At 65.0% G+C, this 20314-nt stretch carries 18 protein-coding genes; 8 read left to right on the forward strand and 10 right to left on the reverse strand.

What is annotated here, in order from left to right; translation table 11 throughout:
* Positions 1-49: 49 nt before the first annotated feature.
* On the reverse strand, positions 50-784 hold the full coding sequence (rph, locus tag KVT32_RS08885; protein ID WP_056317474.1) for a ribonuclease PH: 735 nt from the start codon (positions 782-784) through the stop codon (positions 50-52).
* A 184-nt stretch (positions 785-968) separates the two neighbouring features.
* Here rph and KVT32_RS08890 point away from each other — a divergent pair, with 184 nt between their 5' ends.
* The gene (locus KVT32_RS08890; protein WP_056317471.1) at positions 969-1901 is read left to right on the forward strand and encodes a YicC/YloC family endoribonuclease; all 933 of its coding nucleotides are present in this window, start codon (positions 969-971) and stop codon (positions 1899-1901) included.
* A gap of 20 nt (positions 1902-1921) precedes the next feature.
* Here the strand turns inward: KVT32_RS08890 and KVT32_RS08895 are convergent, their stop codons facing one another.
* A complete protein-coding gene (locus KVT32_RS08895; RefSeq protein WP_152384363.1) occupies positions 1922-3481 on the reverse strand; it encodes an amino acid permease in 1560 nt (519 codons plus the stop codon).
* 157 nt (positions 3482-3638) lie between these two features.
* Positions 3639-5138 (reverse strand): AMP nucleosidase, encoded by a 1500-nt coding sequence (locus KVT32_RS08900; protein ID WP_369818494.1) that lies wholly within the window; start codon positions 5136-5138, stop codon positions 3639-3641.
* On the opposite strand from KVT32_RS08900, the gene KVT32_RS08905 reads away from it, so the two are divergent.
* On the forward strand, positions 5107-5310 hold the full coding sequence (locus KVT32_RS08905) for a hypothetical protein (RefSeq protein ID WP_217618072.1): 204 nt from the start codon (positions 5107-5109) through the stop codon (positions 5308-5310). The two genes, KVT32_RS08900 and KVT32_RS08905, sit on opposite strands and share 32 nt — an antisense overlap.
* A gap of 202 nt (positions 5311-5512) precedes the next feature.
* Positions 5513-6109 carry a C40 family peptidase gene (locus tag KVT32_RS08910; RefSeq protein ID WP_056317465.1) on the forward strand — a complete coding sequence of 199 codons (597 nt, stop codon included), beginning with the start codon at positions 5513-5515 and terminating at the stop codon, positions 6107-6109.
* 118 nt (positions 6110-6227) lie between these two features.
* Here KVT32_RS08910 and KVT32_RS08915 read toward each other — a convergent pair whose 3' ends face one another.
* Positions 6228-6998, reverse strand: coding sequence for an SDR family oxidoreductase (locus tag KVT32_RS08915; protein WP_056317463.1), 771 nt, complete (start codon positions 6996-6998; stop codon positions 6228-6230).
* Positions 6999-7164: 166 nt separating this feature from the next.
* On the opposite strand from KVT32_RS08915, the gene gmk reads away from it, so the two are divergent.
* From gmk to KVT32_RS08930, 3 genes are read left to right on the forward strand one after another with little or no spacing between them, the layout of a single operon-like run.
* Complete coding sequence (gmk, locus tag KVT32_RS08920; protein WP_081101052.1) at positions 7165-7797, forward strand: guanylate kinase; 633 nt, start codon at positions 7165-7167, stop codon at positions 7795-7797.
* A gap of 44 nt (positions 7798-7841) precedes the next feature.
* Complete coding sequence (gene rpoZ / locus KVT32_RS08925; protein WP_006219679.1) at positions 7842-8045, forward strand: DNA-directed RNA polymerase subunit omega; 204 nt, start codon at positions 7842-7844, stop codon at positions 8043-8045.
* A 22-nt stretch (positions 8046-8067) separates the two neighbouring features.
* On the forward strand, positions 8068-10362 hold the full coding sequence (locus KVT32_RS08930; protein WP_056317456.1) for a bifunctional (p)ppGpp synthetase/guanosine-3',5'-bis(diphosphate) 3'-pyrophosphohydrolase: 2295 nt from the start codon (positions 8068-8070) through the stop codon (positions 10360-10362).
* 54 nt (positions 10363-10416) lie between these two features.
* On the opposite strand, the gene glnQ is transcribed toward KVT32_RS08930, so the two are convergent.
* From glnQ to glnH, 3 genes are all read right to left on the reverse strand, one after another.
* Positions 10417-11145: a glutamine ABC transporter ATP-binding protein GlnQ gene (gene glnQ / locus KVT32_RS08935; RefSeq protein ID WP_152384361.1), complete on the reverse strand. Its 729-nt coding sequence runs from the start codon at positions 11143-11145 to the stop codon at positions 10417-10419.
* Positions 11142-11798, reverse strand: coding sequence for a glutamine ABC transporter permease GlnP (gene glnP, locus KVT32_RS08940; protein WP_056317451.1), 657 nt, complete (start codon positions 11796-11798; stop codon positions 11142-11144). Before glnP ends, glnQ begins: the two co-directional genes overlap by 4 nt.
* A 134-nt stretch (positions 11799-11932) precedes the next feature.
* Positions 11933-12685: a glutamine ABC transporter substrate-binding protein GlnH gene (glnH, locus tag KVT32_RS08945; protein ID WP_152384360.1), complete on the reverse strand. Its 753-nt coding sequence runs from the start codon at positions 12683-12685 to the stop codon at positions 11933-11935.
* A gap of 168 nt (positions 12686-12853) precedes the next feature.
* Between glnH and KVT32_RS08950 the strand changes: the two genes are divergently transcribed.
* The gene (locus KVT32_RS08950) at positions 12854-13888 is read left to right on the forward strand and encodes a C45 family peptidase (RefSeq protein WP_217618051.1); all 1035 of its coding nucleotides are present in this window, start codon (positions 12854-12856) and stop codon (positions 13886-13888) included.
* 25 nt (positions 13889-13913) lie between these two features.
* Here KVT32_RS08950 and KVT32_RS08955 read toward each other — a convergent pair whose 3' ends face one another.
* The 3 genes from KVT32_RS08955 to nudC all read right to left on the reverse strand — a co-directional run bounded on the left by KVT32_RS08955 (position 13914) and on the right by nudC (position 19042).
* Entirely contained in the window at positions 13914-17537 is a 3624-nt protein-coding gene (locus tag KVT32_RS08955; protein ID WP_217618052.1) for a hydantoinase B/oxoprolinase family protein, read from the reverse strand.
* 88 nt (positions 17538-17625) lie between these two features.
* A complete protein-coding gene (locus tag KVT32_RS08960; protein WP_056317441.1) occupies positions 17626-18135 on the reverse strand; it encodes a winged helix DNA-binding protein in 510 nt (169 codons plus the stop codon).
* A gap of 136 nt (positions 18136-18271) precedes the next feature.
* Positions 18272-19042: an NAD(+) diphosphatase gene (gene nudC / locus KVT32_RS08965; RefSeq protein ID WP_217618053.1), complete on the reverse strand. Its 771-nt coding sequence runs from the start codon at positions 19040-19042 to the stop codon at positions 18272-18274.
* A gap of 293 nt (positions 19043-19335) precedes the next feature.
* On the opposite strand from nudC, the gene KVT32_RS08970 reads away from it, so the two are divergent.
* The gene (locus tag KVT32_RS08970) at positions 19336-20310 is read left to right on the forward strand and encodes a TRAP transporter substrate-binding protein (RefSeq protein ID WP_056317437.1); all 975 of its coding nucleotides are present in this window, start codon (positions 19336-19338) and stop codon (positions 20308-20310) included.
* Positions 20311-20314: the final 4 nt, after the last annotated feature.

Below are 20314 nucleotides of genomic sequence, written 5' to 3' on the forward strand. Positions count from 1 at the left end.
CCGTGTTCGCACGAAACACCGTGCTCGCACGGCGCCCACTTCGCGTGGCTTACGCTAGCGCGGCGCGTTGCGCCTTCACCAGATTGGCGATGCCGTTTTCCGCCAGCACCAGCATCGTGTCCAGCTCCCCGCGCGTGAACGTGGCGCCTTCGCCAGTGCCCTGCACTTCCACGAAGGCGCCGCTGCCCGTCATGATGACATTCACATCAGCGTCGCAAGCCGAGTCTTCCAGGTAGTCCAGGTCCAGCACCACCTGCCCGCGCACCAGGCCCACGGACACCGCGGCCACCGCGTCGCGGATCGGGCTGGCGGCCAGGTCGCCGCGCTTCATCAGCAGCGCCACCGCGTCGGCAGCCGCCACCCAGGCCCCGGTAATGCTGGCGCAGCGCGTGCCACCGTCGGCCTGCAGCACATCGCAGTCCAGATGCAGGGTACGTTCGCCCAGCGCCTTCATGTCGAACACGGCGCGCAGGCTGCGTCCGATAAGGCGCTGGATTTCCTGCGTGCGGCCGCTTTGCTTGCCGCGCGCGGCCTCGCGGTCGCCGCGCGTGTGCGTGGCCCGCGGCAACATGCCGTATTCAGCCGTTACCCAGCCTTCGCCCTTGCCCTTCAGAAAAGGCGGTACCTTGTCCAGGACGCTTGCCGTACACAGCACGTGGGTGTCGCCCGCCTTCACCAGCACGGAGCCTTCGGCGTAACGCGTGAACCCGCGCTCCAGGCTGAACGGACGCAGTTGGTCGGCGGCGCGGCCCGACGGCCGGGCGATGGTGGGGATGGTGGTCACAACGGGCTCCAGACTTGGCTTCGATTCGCGGCATTGTACGGGCAGGCGCGCCGGGACAATCGCGCTTGGAGTATCCTGCCGCGATGTATCCGGTTGAAAACACAGACCCGCAGCCCAGACCCTGGGCGCCGCGGGCCCCGGCGCAACCGGCTCCCACCTCAGGAATTACCAGGACTCGCACACCATGATCCGCAGCATGACCGCCTTCGGCAACGCCCGAGCAGACTTAGAACAAGGCACTCTCGCCATAGAACTGCGCAGCGTCAACAGCCGTTTTCTCGACCTGTATTTCCGCCTGCCCGACGAGCTGCGCCACGTGGAAACGCCGCTGCGCGAACTGCTGACGGCCAATCTGGCACGCGGCAAGGTCGAAATCCGCGTGTCCTTCACCCGTGCGGCCAATACCGATCTGTCCAAGCTGGATCCCGCCTGGCTCGACAGCCTGGCCGAACAGCTGCAGGCGGCGCGCCGCATCATCCCGGACATCGCCTCCCCGCGCCTTGCCGAACTCTTCAACTGGCCCGGCCAGCGCGGCAACGATGCGCTGGATCCGCAGATCTGGGGCGCCGCCTGCCTGCAGGCCGCCCAGCAAGCGCTGACCCAGCTTCAGGAAGGCCGCGAGCGTGAAGGCGAGCGCCTGGCCGGCATGATGCGTGAATGCGCCGACGGCGTCGCGCGCGTGGTGGACATCGTGCAGGCGCATCTGCCGCAACTGCTGGCCGACCACCGCGATCGGCAGGCAGCCAAGCTGCGTGAAAGCGTGGAATCCGCATTCCCTGGCGGATTCACGCATATTTCCGGCGCCGAACTGTCCGAGCGCCTGTCCCAGGAGGCCAACCTCTTTGCCCTGCGCATCGACGTGGCCGAGGAACTGTCACGCCTGCGTTCGCACCTGGAAGAACTGCGTCATCTGCTCTCGGACGGCGGCGGCAAGGCGGCGGCCGGCAAGAAGAGCGCCGGCAGTGCGGGCAAGCGCCTGGACTTCCTGTTCCAGGAAATGAACCGCGAGGCCAATACGCTGGGCTCCAAGGCAGGCAGCATGGAAGTCACCCGCGCCGCCATGGACCTGAAGCTGCTGATCGAGCAGATGCGCGAGCAGGCGCAGAATATCGAGTAAGGGGCGCCACGCCCCCCGCTTTACCGGCTCTCGCCAATCGCCGGTTCGCCCCGCAGCGCCGAATCCAGGTATTCGCTGCGGGCGCGAGCGTCCGGAAAGCGCATGTCGCGGTAGCTGACGAACCGCGAACCGCGCGTCAGCCGGTAGCCGGCCCAGATCAGCAGGAAGAGCGGAATGCCGATGTAGGTGGCGACCACGCCGCCCCAATCGATCTTGTCCTGCAGGAACGCCTGATAGTTCTGGCCCAGCGTGATGATCAGGCACAGCACGAACGCGAAAATCGGTCCGAAGGGAAAGAACGGGGACACATAAGGCAGATCCGCGAGGCTGTTGCCCTGCTTCACGTAGCCGCGGCGGAAACGGTAGTGGCTGATGGCGATGCCCAGCCACGCGATGAATCCCGTCATCCCCGAGGTATTGAGCAGCCAGATATAGACGGCGTTGGGGCTGAAGATGAACGTGAAAAAGCACAGCGCCGCCACGACGGTGGTGGCCAGCAGCGCCCACAGCGGCACGCCGCCGCGCGAGATGCGGCCAAAGATGCGCGGCGCCTTGCCTTCCCGGGCCAGGCTGTAGAGCATGCGCGTGGCCGCGTACATGCCGGAATTGCCCGCGGACAGTACCGACGTCAGCACCACGGCGTTCATGACGGACGCGGCGCCCAACAGGCCGGCGCGCTCGAAGATCAGCGCGAACGGGCTGACGCTGATGTCCTCGACGTCGTTGCGCAGCAGGTGCGGATCGGTATACGGAATCAAGAGGCCGATGACCAGGATGGCCGCCACGTAGAACAGCAGAATGCGCCAGAACACCTGGCGCACCGCGCGCGGCAGATTGCGCGCCGGATCCTTCGATTCGCCCGCGGCGATGCCGATCAGTTCGGTGCCCTGGAAGGAAAACCCCACCACCATGGCCACGCCGATCAGCGCGGCGAAGCCGCCGGCGAACGGCGCGTCGCCCACCGTCCAATTGGCCAGGCCGCCCGTCTCGCCGCCCCGGATGATGCCCAGCAGCATCATCACGCCCATCGTGACAAAGGCCAGCACGGCGATCACCTTGATGAGCGCGAACCAGAATTCCGCTTCGCCAAAGCCGCGGGCGGACATGGCGTTCAGTCCGAATGTGATCGCCAGGAACAACGCGCTCCAGTAAAAGCCGGGCACGTCGGGAAACCAGTACGCCATGACGAGCTGCGCCGCCACCAGGTCGACCGCGACGGTCACCGCCCAGTTGTACCAATAGTTCCACCCCAGCGCGAAGCCGAAACCATCCTCGACATAGCGCGCGCCGTAGGTTGAAAACGAGCCCGACACGGGCATGGCGGCCGCCAGTTCGCCCAGGCTGGTCATCAGGAAATACACCATGATGCCGATCAGCACGTAGCCCAGCAGCGCGCCGCCGGGCCCGGCCTTGGCGATGGTCGCGCCGGACGCCACGAACAGGCCGGTGCCGATCGACCCGCCCACCGCGATCATGGTCAGGTGGCGTGCGGACAGCGTGCGCCGCAATTCGGACGGCCTGCCCGCCTGCGCGTTGCGCGTGCCGCCGGAGCGGCGGTCATCGTGTTCCGATGGAGCCAAAATGCGTTCCTTCACGTCTGGATGGCGCTCGCGCAACGCCGCGCGAACGCCCTGGGATTACCGAGCAACGCGCGAGAATAGCGCAATCGGCCCCGACATGAAAAATCGCAGGCTGCGGGGGACGGATCAGCCGTTCAGCCTTCCGGCAGCGGCCCCTTTATTGAAACGCTGTTTCCATGAACGTGCGCAGCTTGCGTGAATGCAGGCGTTCGGGCGGCATGTCGCGCAGGCGCTCCAGCGCCCGGATGCCAATCTCCAGATGCTGGTTGACCTGACGCCGGTAGAAAGCGCTGGCCATGCCTGGCAATTTCAGTTCGCCGTGCAACGGCTTGTCGGACACGCACAGCAAGGTGCCGTAAGGCACCCGGAAACGAAAGCCGTTGGCCGCGATGGTGGCCGATTCCATGTCCAGCGCAATCGCGCGTGACTGCGCAAAGCGTTCCACCAGATCGACGTGGTCGCGCAACTCCCAGTTGCGGTTGTCGATTGTGGCGACGGTGCCCGTGCGCATGATGCGCTTCAAGTCCCACCCGGACAGCCCGGCCACTTCTTCGACCGCCTGCTCCAGCGCCACCTGCACCTCCGCCAGCGCCGGGACCGGCACCCAGGTGGGCAGATCGTCGTCCAGGACATGGTCTTCCCGGACGTAGCCGTGCGCCAGGACATAGTCGCCCAGCCGCTGGGAATCCCGCAGGCCCGCGCAATGGCCCAGCATCAGCCAGGCGTGCGGGCGCAGCACGGCGATGTGGTCGGTGATTGTCTTGGCGTTGGACGGCCCCACGCCGATATTGACGAGCGTGATGCCGGAATGATCGCCGCGCACCAGGTGATAGGCGGGCATCTGCGGCAGGCGCACCGGCTGGACTTCATCGCCAGGACCGCTTTCGCCGCGCCGCGTGATGCGGTTGCCGGGCTCGACCAGCATTTCATAGTCTTCGTTGCCGCTGGCCATCAGGGCGCGGGCCCGGGCGCAGAACTCATCCACGTAAAACTGGTAATTGGTGAACAGCACGAAATTCTGGAAATGCGTCGGCGCGGTAGAGGTGTAGTGCTGCAGCCGGTGCAGCGAATAGTCCACGCGCTGCGCGGTGAACGGCGCGAGCGGCTTGGGCTCGCCGTCCTTGCCGCGCCACGAGCCATTGACGATGGCATCGTCCGTGACCGCCAGGTCCGGCACGTCGAACAGGTCGCGCAGCGGACGCTTGAGCGCCTCGAGGTGCTCGCCCTCCACGTAGGCGCCCTCGGGAAAGGCGAAATGCAGCGGAATCGGCGAATCGGACTCGCCCACTTCGACCGCGACCCGATGGTTCTGCAACAACTGGCCGACCTGCTCGATCAGGTAGTCGCGAAACAGCGCCGGCTGGGTGACAGTAGTTTGGTAGTAGCCCGGTTCGGCCACGTGGCCATACGAAAGCCGGGTGTCGATGGGGTCGTAGGTTTCCACCACGATGCGGATGGCCGGATAGTAGGCGCGGAATCGCGCGCTGCCGTTGCCGGTGCCTTTCAGGACCTCGCGGAACGCGGTACGCAGGAACGCGGTGTTGCGCGCATAGATTTCAACCAGCCGGTCGACGGCGGACACGGCGTCCTGGAAGGGTTCGAAGGGCAAGGCCTCGGGCCGGTTCATGGAGGACAAAGGGTGCACTGCGTTCATCATTGAGCTTTACTCCGCCTTCTTATTTGTCTTGCCTGCATCCTCGGCCGCGCGCGGCGGCAACGCCGCTGGGCCGATGCGGTCGATTATGCCCGAGGCGATGGGCATTGAAATGTCATGCGACGTTATTGGCGGGCGCATCGCCGCCGCCCAGCCGCGCACGCGCCAGAACTGACGATGCTGTTACGTCGCGCGGTGGGCGTGCGGTAACAGCGGGTGGCGGATTATGCTGCATTGCACTACAAATGTAATGAAACATTATTACACTATAATCATGAGGCGTTTCTTGCGTTCCGCCTGTAAACCGCTCCCCTTTCCGCCGGCTTGCCTATCAAGGCAAAGCCATGCCGCCCACTCCGATTTTTTGAAGTGACGTAATGACGCCGCCCACGCGAAAGTTTCGCTTTACCCAATTCCGCACGCCCGCATTTCTGTCAGCGCCCCTGTTGGCCCTGACGCTGTCCTGGATTCCCGGCGCCGCCCACGCCTCGCTGGCCGCCGAACAAGCCCGTCCCACCCTCAGCGGCCTGCGCCTGGCGCAAGAGCCCACGGTCCTGACGCTGCGCGAACGCGTCGTGCAGGCCGGCCTGGAGGCGATCGGCACGCCCTACAGCTGGGGCGGCGACGATGCCGACGGCTTCGATTGCAGCGGCCTCGTCCTGTATGTCTTCCGTGAAATCGCCGGCCTGGAGCTGCCCCGCACCGCGCGCGCCCAGCGCAGCGAAGGCAAGACCGTCTCGGCCAAGAAGGAATTGCGCCCCGGCGACCTGGTGTTCTTTGCCACCCGCGGACGCGGCGTGACGTCCCACGTCGGCATCTATATTGGTCAGAACAAGTTCGTCCACGCGCCGCGCCGCGGCACGAAAGTCCGGGTGGACGACATGAAGACCGCCTACTGGTCCAAGCGCTACCTGGGCGCCCGCGCCTACCTGGATACCCCTCCCAAGCAGTTGCTGGCCCAAGCCTCGCGCTAAGCGCGGGACGGTTGGACGGCGTCTGACCGGCGCCGGGGGAGATCAAAAAAAACGCCGGCATGCGCATGCCGGCGTTCTCGTGCCTGGCCGTCCTGGCCAAGCGTGCCGCCCAGCCGGTTCAACCCCGGCCCACGAAGGGCATGTTGGTGGCCATGAGCGTCATGAACTGCACGTTGGCATCCAGCGGCAGACGGGCCATCGCGGCTACCGCCTGCGCCACGTGAGCGACGTCCATGCGCGGCTCCACCTTGGTGCTGCCGTCCGCCTGCAGGATGCCCGCGGCCATGCGCTCGGTCATTTCAGTAGCGGCGTTGCCGATGTCGATCTGGCCGCACGCGATGTTGTACGGGCGGCAATCCAGGGAAATCGACTTGGTCAGCCCCGTCACCGCATGCTTGGTGGCGGTATAGGCGATGGAGAACGGCCGGGGCGCATGCGACGAAATCGAGCCGTTATTGATGATGCGGCCGCCGCGCGGATGCTGCGCCTTCATGATGCGGATGGCCGCCTGCGCGCACAGGAACATGCCGGTCAGGTTGGTGTCCACGACCTCGCGCCACACGGCAACCGGCAATTCCTCGATCGGCACGGCCGGCGCGCCCCGCCCCGCGTTATTGAACAGCACATCCAGGCGGCCGTATTCGCGCTGGGCGGTGTCGAAGAGATCGCGGACCGCCTGCTCGTCGGACACGTCCGTGGGCACGACCAGCGCCCGCAACCCGTCCTCGCCCGCCGCCGTGCGGGTCGCCTCCAGCGGCTCGCGCCGACGGCCAGCCAGCACGACCCGGTAACCCTGCGCCAGGAATTCCAGCGCGACTGCGCGGCCTATGCCGGTACCGGCGCCCGTGACCAGGGCGACGCGGGGCGGATCGATCTCGTTCGTGTTCATCGGATTCTCCGTCTTATGAATGCGCGAAATCCTACCCGAATCGCTTTACGGATGCTGCAAGCGAAGGTTCCAAGCGCAACACACTTTCAACATTCCGGCGCGCGCGGCCACCCGCGCGATTTGCTATTCTTCGAGTCTCAGCATCACACGCCGGTCACATTCATTCATGCACGCCACTCCCGGAAACGTCTTCATGGTCGTCGCGCCCAGCGGCGCCGGCAAGTCCAGCCTCGTGAAGGCCCTGCTTGCCCAAGACCCCTCCATCCTGCTTTCCATCTCCTGCACCACGCGCGCCCCCCGCCCCGGCGAGGAAGACGGCCGCGAATACCGGTTTGTGTCGCTGGACGATTTCAAGCGCATGCGTGAAGGCCAGAACCTGCTGGAATGGGCCGAGGTCCACGGCAATTTCTACGGCACCCCGCGCGACCGCATCGACGAGGCCACCGCCCAGGGACGCGACGTGCTCCTGGAAATCGACTGGCAAGGCGCGCGCCAGGTAAAGCAGCGTTTTCCCCGCGCGATCGGCATTTTCGTGCTGCCGCCGTCCATCGACGAGCTCGAAAGCCGCCTGAAGGCGCGCGGCCAGGATGAGCCGCACGTGATTGCCCGCCGGCTCATGGCGGCAGGCGGCGAAATCGCCCACGCGCCTGAATGCGAATATGTTATTATTAATCAAGAATTTAGCGTAGCCCTGTCGGAGCTGACCCAAATCGTCAGCGCCGCACGGCTGCGCTTTTCGTCTCAGGCCGCCCGCCACGCCGAGTTGTTTGCGCAACTTGGCATCCCGGCCGAACACTGAGCCGAACGCATTCTCTCCATCATCCATCAGCACCAGGTGACCTAATGGCTCGCATCACTGTCGAAGACTGTCTGAATCAAATCCCCAATCGTTTCAAGCTCACGCTGGCCGCGACGTACCGCGCCCGTGAATTGGCGCAAGGCCACGCCCCGCGCCTGGACAGCAAAGACAAGCCCACGGTCACTGCCTTGCGCGAAATCGCTGGCGGCCTCACCGGCGTTGAAATGCTGCGTAAAGTTCCCACCTGATACGCGCCGGGGGGCTGCAAGCATGGCTTTTCCCGGGCTGAAGTACGCTTCATCTGGTCTGCTTGCCGCACTGCGTGCCGGCTCCCGTCTCGGGCGCCGCACGGGCAAGAAAGACAAGAATTCCCCTACACCACCGTCCGTCGCCGCGCAAGAAGCGGCGGACGCGACCGGATCTCCGGTCGCTTCGCTGGCGCCGCTGACCGAAATCATCGGCAGCTATCTCGACAAGAACGATGTTGAGCGCGTGCGCGAAGCCTATCGCTTCGCGGACCAGGCGCATCTTGGGCAATTCCGCGCCAGCGGTTCGCCCTACATCTCTCATCCCATCGCCGTCACCGAAATCTGCGCAGGCTGGAAGCTCGACGTCAACGCGCTGTCTGCCGCCCTGCTGCACGACGTGATGGAAGACCAGGGCATCGCCAAGCACGAACTGGCCGAGAAATTCGGGCCGGAAGTCGCAGAGCTGGTCGATGGCCTGTCCAAGCTTGATCGCCTGGATTTCGCCACCAAGGCCGAGCAACAGGCAGAGAGCTTCCGGAAAATGCTGTTGGCGATGGCGCGCGACGTGCGCGTCATCCTCATCAAGCTGGCCGACCGCCTGCACAACATGCGCACGCTGGACGCGGTCAATCCCGAAAAGCGCCGCCGCATCGCGCGCGAAACGCTGGATATCTATGCGCCCATCGCGCATCGGCTTGGCCTGAATCTGCTGTTCCGCGAGCTGCAGGACCTGTGTTTTGCCGCGATGTACCCGAATCGCTACCAGGTGCTGTACAAGGCAGTCCTGGCGGCGCGCGGCAACCGCCGCGAGGTCATCACCAAGATCGCCGATTCCGTGCGCGCCGCCCTGCCGGCCGCCGGGATCGAAGCCGAGGTCAGCGGCCGCGAGAAGACCCTGTTTGGCATCTACCGCAAGATGGTCGACCAGAAGAAGTCTTTCTCGGACGTGCTGGACATCTACGGGTTCCGCATCGTGGTCCATACGCTGCCCGAGTGCTATCTGGCGCTGGGCACCCTGCATCAGCTGTTCCGCCCGGTGCCCGGCAAGTTCAAGGACTACATCGCCATCCCCAAGGTGAACGGCTACCAGTCCCTGCACACGACGCTGGTCGGCCCCTACGGCACCCCGGTCGAATTCCAGTTCCGCACGCGCGACATGCACCATGTCGCCGAGGAAGGCGTGGCATCCCACTGGCTGTACAAGGGCGCGGACCTGACGCTCAATGACCTGCAAAAGCGCACGCACCAGTGGCTGCAGTCGCTGCTGGACATCCAGAGCCAGACCGGCGATTCCGGCGAATTCCTCGAGCACGTCAAGGTCGATCTGTTCCCGGACGCCGTGTACGTGTTCACGCCCCGCGGCAAGATCATTTCCCTGCCCCGGGGCGCCACGCCCGTCGACTTTGCCTACGCCATCCACACCGACATCGGCAACCAGGCGGTCGCGGCCAAGGTCAACGGCGAATTCGTGCCGCTGCGCACCGAACTGAGCAGCGGCGACACCGTCGAGATCGTCACGTCGCCAGCCTCGCGTCCCAATGCGCAATGGCTGAACTATGTGCGCACGGGCCGCGCGCGCTCGGAAATCCGCCACTACCTGCGCACGGTCAAGTACGAAGAGTCCGTGGCCTTCGGCGAACGGTTGCTGGCCCAGGCCATGCAGGAACTGCACATGCCGCTGCCCGCCACCGACGACCCCGGCTGGCAAAAGCTGGCGCGCAGCACCGGCGCCAGCTCGCGCGAGGAAATCCTGGCCGACATCGGCCTGGGCAAGCGGCTGGCCGCGGTGGTTGCCCGCCGCTTCGCGCCGGAACACCAGCTTGTCGCCACCACGGCGGCCGCGGTGGACGAACTGACCTCGGCACGCAGCGCTCCCATCCTGATCCAGGGCAACGAAGGCCAGGCGGTGCAACTTGCGCCTTGCTGCGGCCCGCTGCCGGGCGACCCGATCGTGGCCGGCATGCGCATGGGTCATGGGCTGGTGGTGCACACGGCCGATTGCCCCGTCGCGTTGCGCCAGCGCCTGCGCGAACCCGAGCGCTGGATCAACGTGGGTTGGGATGCGCAAACGGCCAAGCATCTGGCCACGCGCCTGGACATCGTCACCCGCAACGAACGCGGCGTGCTGGGCCGGCTGGCGGCGGAAGTCACCGCGGCCGATGCCAACATCGTGCATGTCACGATGCACGACGACGCCGTCGCCACCGTGTCGCTGCACTTGACCATCCAGGTCGACAGCCGCAAGCACCTGGCGCAGGTCATCCGAGCCATCCGGCACGTGCCGCAAGTGCAGAAGATCGTCCGCGTGAAGGGTTGACGCGTGACCCCAAGAAAAAAGGCGTCCGGCCACAAACCGGACGCCTTTTTCTTTTCAGGTCACGTGCTGCAGGAAGTCTTTCAGACGCTGGCTGGGCGGATTGCTCAGCAATTCTTCCGGCGGTCCGTCGTGCGCGATCTTGCCTGCGTCGATGAAGATCAGCCGGCTGCCGACCTTGCGCGCGAATTCCATCTCGTGCGTGACGACCACCATCGTCATGCCCTCCTCGGCCAGATCGCGCATGACCTTGAGCACCTCGTGGCGCAGCTCGGGGTCCAGCGCGGACGTGGGCTCATCGAACAGCATCAGCTTGGGCATGATGGCCAGCGCGCGGGCGATGGCCACGCGCTGCTGCTGCCCGCCTGAGAGTTCGGCCGGATAGTGCTTCATGCGTTCGGCCAGGCCCACCTTGGCCAACAGGCTCTCGGCCAGCTCGCGCGCCTCGGCGCGGCTCTGGCCGCGGGTATGGATGGGTCCGAACATGACGTTTTCCAGCGCCGTCATCTGCGGGAACAGATTGAACTGCTGGAATACCATGCCGGCTTCGCGCCGGATCTCGCGCACCGTCGCCGCATCGCCCTTCACACTGAGACCATCCACCAGCAGATCGCCGTCGTTGATCGTCTCCAGCACGTTGATGCAGCGCAGGAAAGTGGACTTGCCCGACCCGGAGGGCCCGACCACCACCACGACCTCTCCGGCATCGATGTTGAGCGAGATGTCGTTCAGCACCGTCGAGTCGCCAAAGCGCTTGGTGACGTTATGAAATTCAACCATGCTCATATGATGCGCATCCTCTTTTCGACCAGATGCAGGGTCAACGCCATCAAGCCCGTGAGGATCAGGTAGATGATCGCCACCGCGGACCAAATTTCGACCGCCCGGAAATTGCTGGCCATGATTTCCTGCCCTTGCCGGGTCAGCTCCGCCACGCCGATCACGATGAACAGCGAAGAATCCTTCAGGCTGATGATGCACTGGTTGCCCAGCGGCGGAATCATGCGCCGGAAGGCGACCGGCCCGATGATGTGCAGCAGGATCTTGTAAAAGGGCAGGCCCATTGCCTGCCCTGCTTCCTTCAGTCCCTTGTGGACCGACAGCAGCGATCCGCGCACGATTTCCGAGATGTACGCCCCCGAGTTGATGATGAGGGTGGCGATCGCCGCGAATTCGGCGTCCACCCGGATGTCCGCCAACAGCGGCAGCGCAAAGTAGATGAACATGACCTGCACCACGATCGGCGTGCCGCGGATGACCGCGACGTACACCTGCGTGATGCCCGAGAGCACCGCGTTTCCGTAGGCCCGCGTCACGCCCGAAAGCGCGCCGAGCAGGAAACCGCCCGCCAGGCCCCAGAAGGTGATCTTGATGGTCATGAGCGTACCCGTCAGCAGATTGGGTAACGCGTCCTCGATGACAGCCCAGTCAAACTCCACGATCTTCCCCCAATGGCGCGCGCGGGCGCGCCCACATCATGGCGGACGCGCCCGCGGCAAGGGTGGCGGCTGTCGCCGCGCCCTTGCCGCGGTTCAGGCGGCGCGTCCGTAGAAAATGCCGCTTGCCGCGCCGGTCAGGGCTTCTTGCCGAACCACTTGGTGTAGATCTTGTCGTACTCGCCGTTGGCCTTCAGCGTGGCGAGCGCCTTGTTGACCTCGGGCACCAGTTCGCTGCCCTTGGGGAACGCAATGCCGTAGAAGTCGCCGCTCTTGACCGAGCCGACCACCTTCACGCGGCCCTTGCCCGCGGTATTGGCGTAATACTGGACGTTGGGCGTATCGTGCACGGCGGCGTCCACGCGGCCGGTTGCCAGTTCGAGATAGGCGTTGTCGATGTTCGGGAACAGCTTGAGCTTGGCATCGGGCACCTGCGCCTTCAGGAAGTCCACCGTCGCCGTGCCGGTCTTGACCGCAACGGTCTTGCCGGACAGGGACTTGGCGTCGTTGATGTCGGTATTCTTTTCGCCGACCAGGATGGCCAGACCGCTTTCGTAGTAGGGATCCGAGAAGTCGATGACCTTCTTGCGATCGTCGCGTATCGTGATACCGGCCAGCGCGGCGTCGATGTTCTTCGTTTGCAGGCCGGGAATGATGCCGGCGAAGTCCATCGGCTGCAGCTTGTACTTGAGGTTGAGTTCCTTCGCGATGGCCGCCCACAGGTCCACGTCGAACCCGACGTAAGTGTTGCCCTGCTTGAATTCGAACGGCACGAAAGCGGTATCGGTGGCCACCACCAATTCCTTGCCCTGGGCCTGGACGGCGGAAGTGGCGCCGAACAGGGTCAGGGACAGGCCCACCATTGCGGCGGCGACTTTACGTTTGATCATGAAACTCTCCTCTTGGGGAGCGCAGGGCACCCCGGGCTTGTTGTAAGGGCATGATTCCTGGGTCGCGCCGGGATCGCCAGCGCAACTTACCGACGATCTTAACGCAACAATCCACGCCCCGGCGGGTGGCGGACCCCTTACAATCCGCGAGACATCCGGAGGTTTTCGATGGCCTACAAGTATGTGCGCATCGCTGGAAACCGCCGCCAGGTCGGCCTGGCGCTGGGCAAGCTGGCCCGCCCCATCATGGGGACCTATCTGGACCAGAGCGGCACCTGGAGCGCCCTGCGCCCGTGGCGCGGCCACCCGTTCGTCGATGACCTGGCCCAACAGGCGCAGGCCGCCATGCCGCAGATCTGGGAAGAACTTGAAGGCCTGGCCGAAGGCTTGCGCATGCCGGTCAGCGACGTGCTGCTATGGCATTGCCGGGGCGATCTGCTGCACAGCACCACGGATGGCTGCACGTCGGTCGCCATGCGGGCGGCAGACGGATCGCGCTGGATCGGCCACAACGAGGACGGCGATCCCTTTCTGTATGGCCGCTGCCACCTGGTGGATGTCGCGCTGGACGATGCGCCCGGCTATCTGAGCTTCTATTACCCGGGCTCTCTGCCCGGCCACACCTTTGCCGCCAACCGCGCGGGCCTGGTGCAAACCATCAACAACCTGCGTACCCGGCAGCGGCATGCGGGCGTGCCGCGCATGTTCCTGGCGCGAGCCGTCCTGGACTGCACGACGCTGGACGAGGCCGTGACGCTATTGCGCGAGCAGCCCCACGCGGGCGGATTTCATCATCTGTTGGGCGCGGCGGGAGATGCGCGCGTGCTCAGCGCCGAGGTGACGCCGGGATCGGTGTCCATCCAGGAAGTCGGCCGGCGCTACGGCCATGCCAATCACATGGTGCACGCCGCCACGCGTGGCCAGGCGCAGCTCGTGACCGACTCGTCGCGGGCGCGGCAGAACCGGATCGAAGGCCTGGTGGATGGGTGGTTGCCGGAATCGACCCACGCCGACATGCTTGCCGCCCTGCTCGATACCCAGGGCCATTTGCCGATCCTGCGCACGGCAAAGGACGACCCCGACGACGAGAACACGCTGGCCACTGCGATGTTCGAAATCACCGATGAGGCCGTCGTCCTGCGTGTTTACGACCGCAAGGCGCGCGCGGATATCGCGCTGGACGTGATGTCCGATCCCGAATGAACGGGACCGGACATCGCGGCGGGCATTACTGCGCGCCGTAGCCGCCACCCCCCGGCGTTTCCACGACGAACACATCGCCCGGCCGCAGCTGCGCGCTGTCCTGGGGACCGAGTTCTTCGATGGTGCCATCCGCGCGTTCAACCGTATTGCGTCCCATGGCGCCCGGCTGGCCGCCGGCCAGGCCGAACGGCGCATAACGCCGGTTGTTCGACAGGATGGCCGCGGTCATGTCTTCCAGGAAGCGAATGCGGCGCACGCCGCCGTCGCCGCCCGGATACCGGCCCGCGCCGCCCGAGCCCTTGCGGATCTCGTAGGACTCCAGACGCACCGGGAATCGGAACTCCAGCACTTCCGGATCGGTCAGGCGCGAGTTGGTCATGTGCGCCTGCACCACCGACGTGCCGGCAAAGCCCTCGTCGTGCGGACCGGCCGCGTCGATACGGACCGGACCGGCGCCAGTGCCGCCCGAAATGGTCTCGTAGTACTGATGACGCGCATTGCCAAACGTGAAGTTGTTCATCGTGCCCTGGCTGGCGGCCAGCACCCCCAACGCCCCGTACAGCGCGTTGACGATGCACATGGAGGTCTCCACGTTGCCCGCGACCACCGAAGCGGGCGGGTTCGGGCGCAGCATCGACCCTTCGGGCAGGATGATGGTCAGCGGCACGAGGCAGCCGTCGTTCAGCGGGATATCGTCATTGACCATCGTGCGGAACACATACAGCACCGCGGCCACGGCAATCGCACCGGGCGCGTTGAAGTTGTTGTCCAGCTGCGGCGACGTGCCCGTGAAATCCACCACGGCGCTGCGCGCCTCGGTATCCACACGCACCGCCACGCGGATGACCGCGCCGTTGTCCAGCGGGTACTCGTAGCTGCCGTCCTTGAGCACCGAGATCACGCGACGCACCGCCTCTTCGGCGTTGTCCTGCACGTGGCCCATGTAGGCGCGCACAACCTCCAGGCCGAAGTGATCACACATGCGCAACAGCTCTTGCACGCCCTTTTCGTTGGCGGCGATCTGCGCGTGCATGTCGGCGATGTTCTGGTCCGGATTGCGCGCCGGCCAGCGGCCCGACCCCAGGATCTCGCGCGCGGCTTCTTCGCGGAACTCGCCGTTCTTGACGAGCTGGAAGTTCGTGAACAGCACGCCTTCGTCTTCGACCGTCTTGGAGTCCGGCGGCATGGAGCCCGGCGTGGTCCCGCCGATATCGGCATGGTGGCCGCGCGATCCCACGTAGAACAGGATCTCGCGCCCCGCCTTGTCAAACACCGGCGTGATCACCGTGACATCAGGCAGGTGCGTGCCGCCGTGGTACGGGTCGTTCACCACGTAAGCGTCGCCCGGCTGCATCTTGCCGGCGTTGGCGTTCATGACCGTGCGCACCGATTCGCCCATGGAACCCAGATGCACGGGCATGTGCGGCGCGTTGGCGATCAAGCGCGCCTGCGCGTCGAAGATGGCGCAGGAGAAGTCCAGCCGCTCCTTGATGTTGACCGAGTACGCCGTGTTCTGCAGGCGGTAGCCCATCTGTTCGGCGATCGACATGAACAGGTTGTTGAACACTTCAAGCATGACGGGGTCGGCCTGCGTGCCGACCTTGCGCTGCTCGGGACGCGCCTCGACGCGGCGGATCACGAAGTGATCCTGCGACGTCAGCTCGGCCTGCCAGCCCGGTTCCACGATCGTGGTCTGGTTGGGCTCGGAAATGATGGCCGGTCCCGCGACCACGTCGCCGCCAGCCATGTCTTCACGCACGTATAGCGGCGTATCGCGCCAGGCGCCCGCGCTGTACATGCTGACCACGCGGCGGGCCGCCAGCGCGCCTTCGCGGGTACGCGACGTGGCCGCTTCGCCCACGCGCTCGCCGCCACCCGTGGCCTCGACCGAAATGGTCTCGACCACCAGCTCGCGGTTGGGCATCAGGAACGAATAGCGCTGGCGATAGGCCGCCTCGAAATCGCTGCGCGCCTGCGCCAGATCCGAGAAGGCCACTTCCAGCGCGGTGTCGGTGCCGCGATACTTCAGGTGCAGGCGGCGCTGCACGGAGATGTCCGCCTCGGCCACATGCTGGCGGCGCAGTTCGCCGACCGCCTGGTCTGCCAGTACATCCAGTTCCGCTTTCAGTTCGCCCATCAGGGACGCGTCCAGCACCTTTTCGACGGTCTTCTGGCGCATGTCCGTCTGATCCGCCAGGCCCATGCCATAGGCCGACAGCACGCCGCCCAGCGGGTGCGCAAAGACGGTCGTCATGCCCAGCGCATCCGCGACCAGGCAGGCATGCTGCCCGCCCGCGCCGCCAAACACGGTCAGCGCGTATTCGGTCACATCGTGGCCGCGCTGCACCGAGATGCGCTTGATGGCTTCGGCCATGTTGCCCACCGCGATCTGCAGAAAGCCCTCGGCCAGCTGCTCCGGCGACATCTCGCGGCCGGTGGCGGCAAGCACGTCGGCGGCCATGGCGGAAAAGCGTTCGACCACGGCGTCGCGGTCCAGGGGCTCGTTTGCCTCGGGGCCAAACACGTTCGGGAAGAATTCGGGTTGAATCTTGCCCAGCAGCACGTTGCAGTCCGTGACGGCCAGCGGGCCGCCGCGGCGATAGCACGCCGGGCCCGGATTGGCGCCCGCGGAATCGGGCCCGACGCGCAGTCGCGCGCCGTCAAAATGCAGGATGGAGCCGCCACCGGCCGCGACGGTGTGAATGCTCATCATGGGCGCGCGCATGCGCACGCCGGCCACCTGGGTTTCGAATTCGCGTTCGAACTCGCCCGCATAGTGCGACACATCGGTGGACGTGCCGCCCATGTCAAAGCCGATCACCTTCGGAAAGCCTGCGATTTCGCTGGTCCGAACCATGCCGACGATGCCGCCGGCCGGCCCGGACAGGATCGCGTCCTTGCCGCGGAAACGGTGGGCATCGGTCAGGCCGCCGCTGGACTGCATGAACATGAGACGGATGCCGGGCAGTTCGCCGGCCACCTGGTCCACGTAGCGCTTCAGGATGGGCGACAGATACGCGTCCACCACGGTCGTGTCGCCGCGCGAGACGAACTTGATCAACGGGCTGACCTCGTGCGACACGGACACCTGTGTGAATCCGATCTCGGCGGCGATGCGCGCGGCCTGCTGTTCGTGGCCGGTGGCGTGCCACGCGTGCATGAACACAATGGCCACCGCGCGGATCCCGCTGTCGAACGCAGCCTGCATGTCACGGCGAAGGCCGGCTTCGTCCAGCGGACGAATCACTTCGCCGTCGGCCGCCACGCGCTCGTCCGCCTCGACGACGGATTCGTACAGCATCTCGGGCAGCAGCACGTTGCGGTCAAAGAGCCGCGGGCGATTCTGGTAGGCGATGCGCAAGGCATCGCGGAATCCACGCGTGGTGACCAGCAAGGTGCGCTCGCCCTTGCGCTCGAGCAGCGCATTGGTGGCCACCGTGGTGCCCATCTTCACGCACTCGACCTGATCGGCGGGCACGGGCTGTCCGGGCGCGATGCCCAGGAGCTTGCGGATGCCGGCAACGGCCGCATCGCGGTATTGCTCGGGGTTTTCCGACAGCATCTTCGCCGTGGTGGTCGTGCCATCGGGGAGTCGCGCCACGATGTCGGTGAAGGTGCCCCCACGGTCAATCCAGAATTGCCACTTCATAGGTATCCTCGAAAACAAGAGACCGCCGCAGCGCGTTCGGCCGCGGTCGGGTTGCGGATGAATCGGGGCCCTGCCCCGGATGTTGGATTCAGAGAGAGGTCGCGGCCCTGGCCGCCTGGTCATACAGGCCGGACAGCGCGCGCAGCGTGTGCGCCAGTTGCCGGCTGAATTCAAGACCGCCCCCGCCCGGGCCGTCCAGGCCGGCGGTCAGGCATTGCTCGCGGATTTCGCCATAGCGCTTCAAGATCGCCGCGCCTTCGGGGGTGACGCTGTAGAAGACTTCCTTGCTACTGCGCTCGCCGCGCACCACGCCAAGACGTTCCAGCTTCTTGAGCGCATAGCTGACGATATGGGTGTCTTCGACATTGAGCGTGAAGCAGATATCGGCCAGCTTCTTCGGACGCTCACGATGGTAGACATGGTGGAACACCATCACGTCGGTGGGCGTCAGGTCGGGCAGACCCGCCGCCGCCATGCATCGCACCGTCCAGCGGTCGAAGGCGTGGCTGGCGATCATGAGCCCGAATTCCACTTCGGAAAGATCGGGCGCGCTGCCGCCGGCAAGATGTGCCGACGACGCTATCAAGGTGGGGCTCATAAGGGCGCAAGCGAAGATTAAGTGGATGAAATACTAATAATTTATCTATATTTCATCAATAAAAAATGGCAGCGGACGGCAAAAAATCCCTCGTTTCGAGGGAATACCCCTAGCGATTAAGGTCGCGGTGAAGCCGTCAGGGCGCGTTCCACCCCATGGGCAGATTGGCCCGGATCATCCAGCCGGCAATCGAAATGCGCGCCGCGATCTCGGGCATGGCGTCGCCCGGCCCGAACCAGCGGGCGTCTGCAATTTCGTCTTCCTGGACCCGGATGTCGCCAGAGACGTAGTCCGCAGTGAACGCCACCATCAGCGAATGCGGAAACGGCCAGGGCTGGCTGCCGAAGTACTGCAGGTTGCCAACTTTCAACCCGACCTCTTCGAAGACCTCGCGATGGACAGTCTGCTCGATGCTTTCCCCGGGCTCGACGAAGCCGGCCAGCGCGGTGTAGCGGGCAGTCGGCGCGTTGGCGTGACGCGCCAGCAGGATGCTGTCTCCCTTGCGGATCAGCACCATCATCGCCGGCGAGATGCGCGGGTATGCGGACAGGCCGCACGCGGGGCAGCGCAGGCAGAATTCGTGCGCGACACGCTCGGCAGGCGTGCCGCAAGCGCCACAGAACCGGTGGGTTCGCGCCCATTCGGCGATTTGATAGGCGCGGCCGGCCAGCGCCATGCCTTCGTCGTCGAACACGCCGAACAGCGAGCGCAGCTTCTTGAAGGCGTAACCCTCGGGCGCTTCGAGGCCGGGGTCGACACAGACCGTGCGATACGGCGACCCCGCCTGCATCCAGACCGGCTGCAAGGCCGAGGCGCCAAGCCCGATGCGTTCACACAACGCGGAATCCGGCAACACACTGGACGACATCTCGACCAGCAATTCATCACGGCGAAAAACGAAATTCACACGACCCTCTTCGGCGCGTCATCGATCCCGCAATCTTAGAAGAAAAACACGCTGACAGCCGGTCTGAGCACCGCACCAGGCGCGGACCTCTCGGCGTCATTGAACCTTCAACCAATGAACAACATTCCCTTCCTAGGAATTACCCGTAAAACGCCGATTTCCCGCGCTTTGTTACCGCACAGCAACATAGAATGGCACGGCGCTCGGGCGGCGCGATGCCGCGCCGCGCATGCTTTTTTTCGCAATGCCTATCGGGTCAGACCCGACTTCACCATTCGCAAAGAAGGACCACCATGTACAAGAAAATCTCGCTGCTCACCGGCAGCATCGTCCTGGCATTCAGCGCGGGCGCACAGGCCCAGACCAAGTGGGACCTCCCCAGCGCCTACCCGGCAAGCAACTTCCACGTCGAGAACCTGACGACCTTCATCAAGGACGTCGACTCGCTGTCGCAAGGCAAGCTCAAGATCACGCTGCACAACAATGCCTCGCTGTACAAGGCGCCGGAAATCAAGCGCGCGGTGCAAGGCAACCAGGCTCAGATCGGCGAAATCCTGCTGACCAACTTCGCCAACGAAGACCCGATCTACGAACTGGACGGCCTGCCCTTCCTGGCCACCGGCTACGACGCATCGTTCAAGCTGTACCAGGCCCAGAAGCCGTTCCTGGAAAAGAAGCTGGCTTCGCAAGGCATGACCTTGCTGTACGCCGTGGCATGGCCGCCCCAAGGCATCTTCGCCAACAAGGACATCAAGCAGATCAGCGACATGAAGGGCCTGAAGTGGCGCGCCTACAGCCCGGTCACGGCCAAGATCGCCGAACTCGTCGGCGCCCAGCCCGTCACCGTGCAGCAGGCCGAACTGGCGCAGGCCTTGGCCACCGGCGTGATCGATTCGTACATGTCGTCGGCGTCCACCGGCTACGACACCAAGACGTACGAGTACATCAAGAAGTTCTACGACACCCAGGCCTGGTTGCCCAAGAACGCCATCATCGTCAACAAGAAGGCGTTTGACGCGCTGGACCCCGCCACGCAGGAAGCGCTCAAGAAGGCTGCCGCGCAAGCCGAAGAGCGCGGCTGGAAGCTGTCGCAGGAAAAGAACAAGTGGTATCAGGCCGAACTGGCCAAGAACGGCATGGAAACCATCCAGCCCACGGTTGAGCTCAAGGAAGGCCTGAGCGTGATCGGCAAGCGCATGCTGGACGACTGGCTCAAGAAGGCCGGCGCGGACGGCCAGGCCATGATCGACGCCTACAAGAAGCAGTGATATC

The sequence above is a fragment of the Achromobacter sp. GbtcB20 genome (genome assembly GCF_019091095.1).
GTDB lineage: Bacteria > Pseudomonadota > Gammaproteobacteria > Burkholderiales > Burkholderiaceae_B > Achromobacter > Achromobacter mucicolens.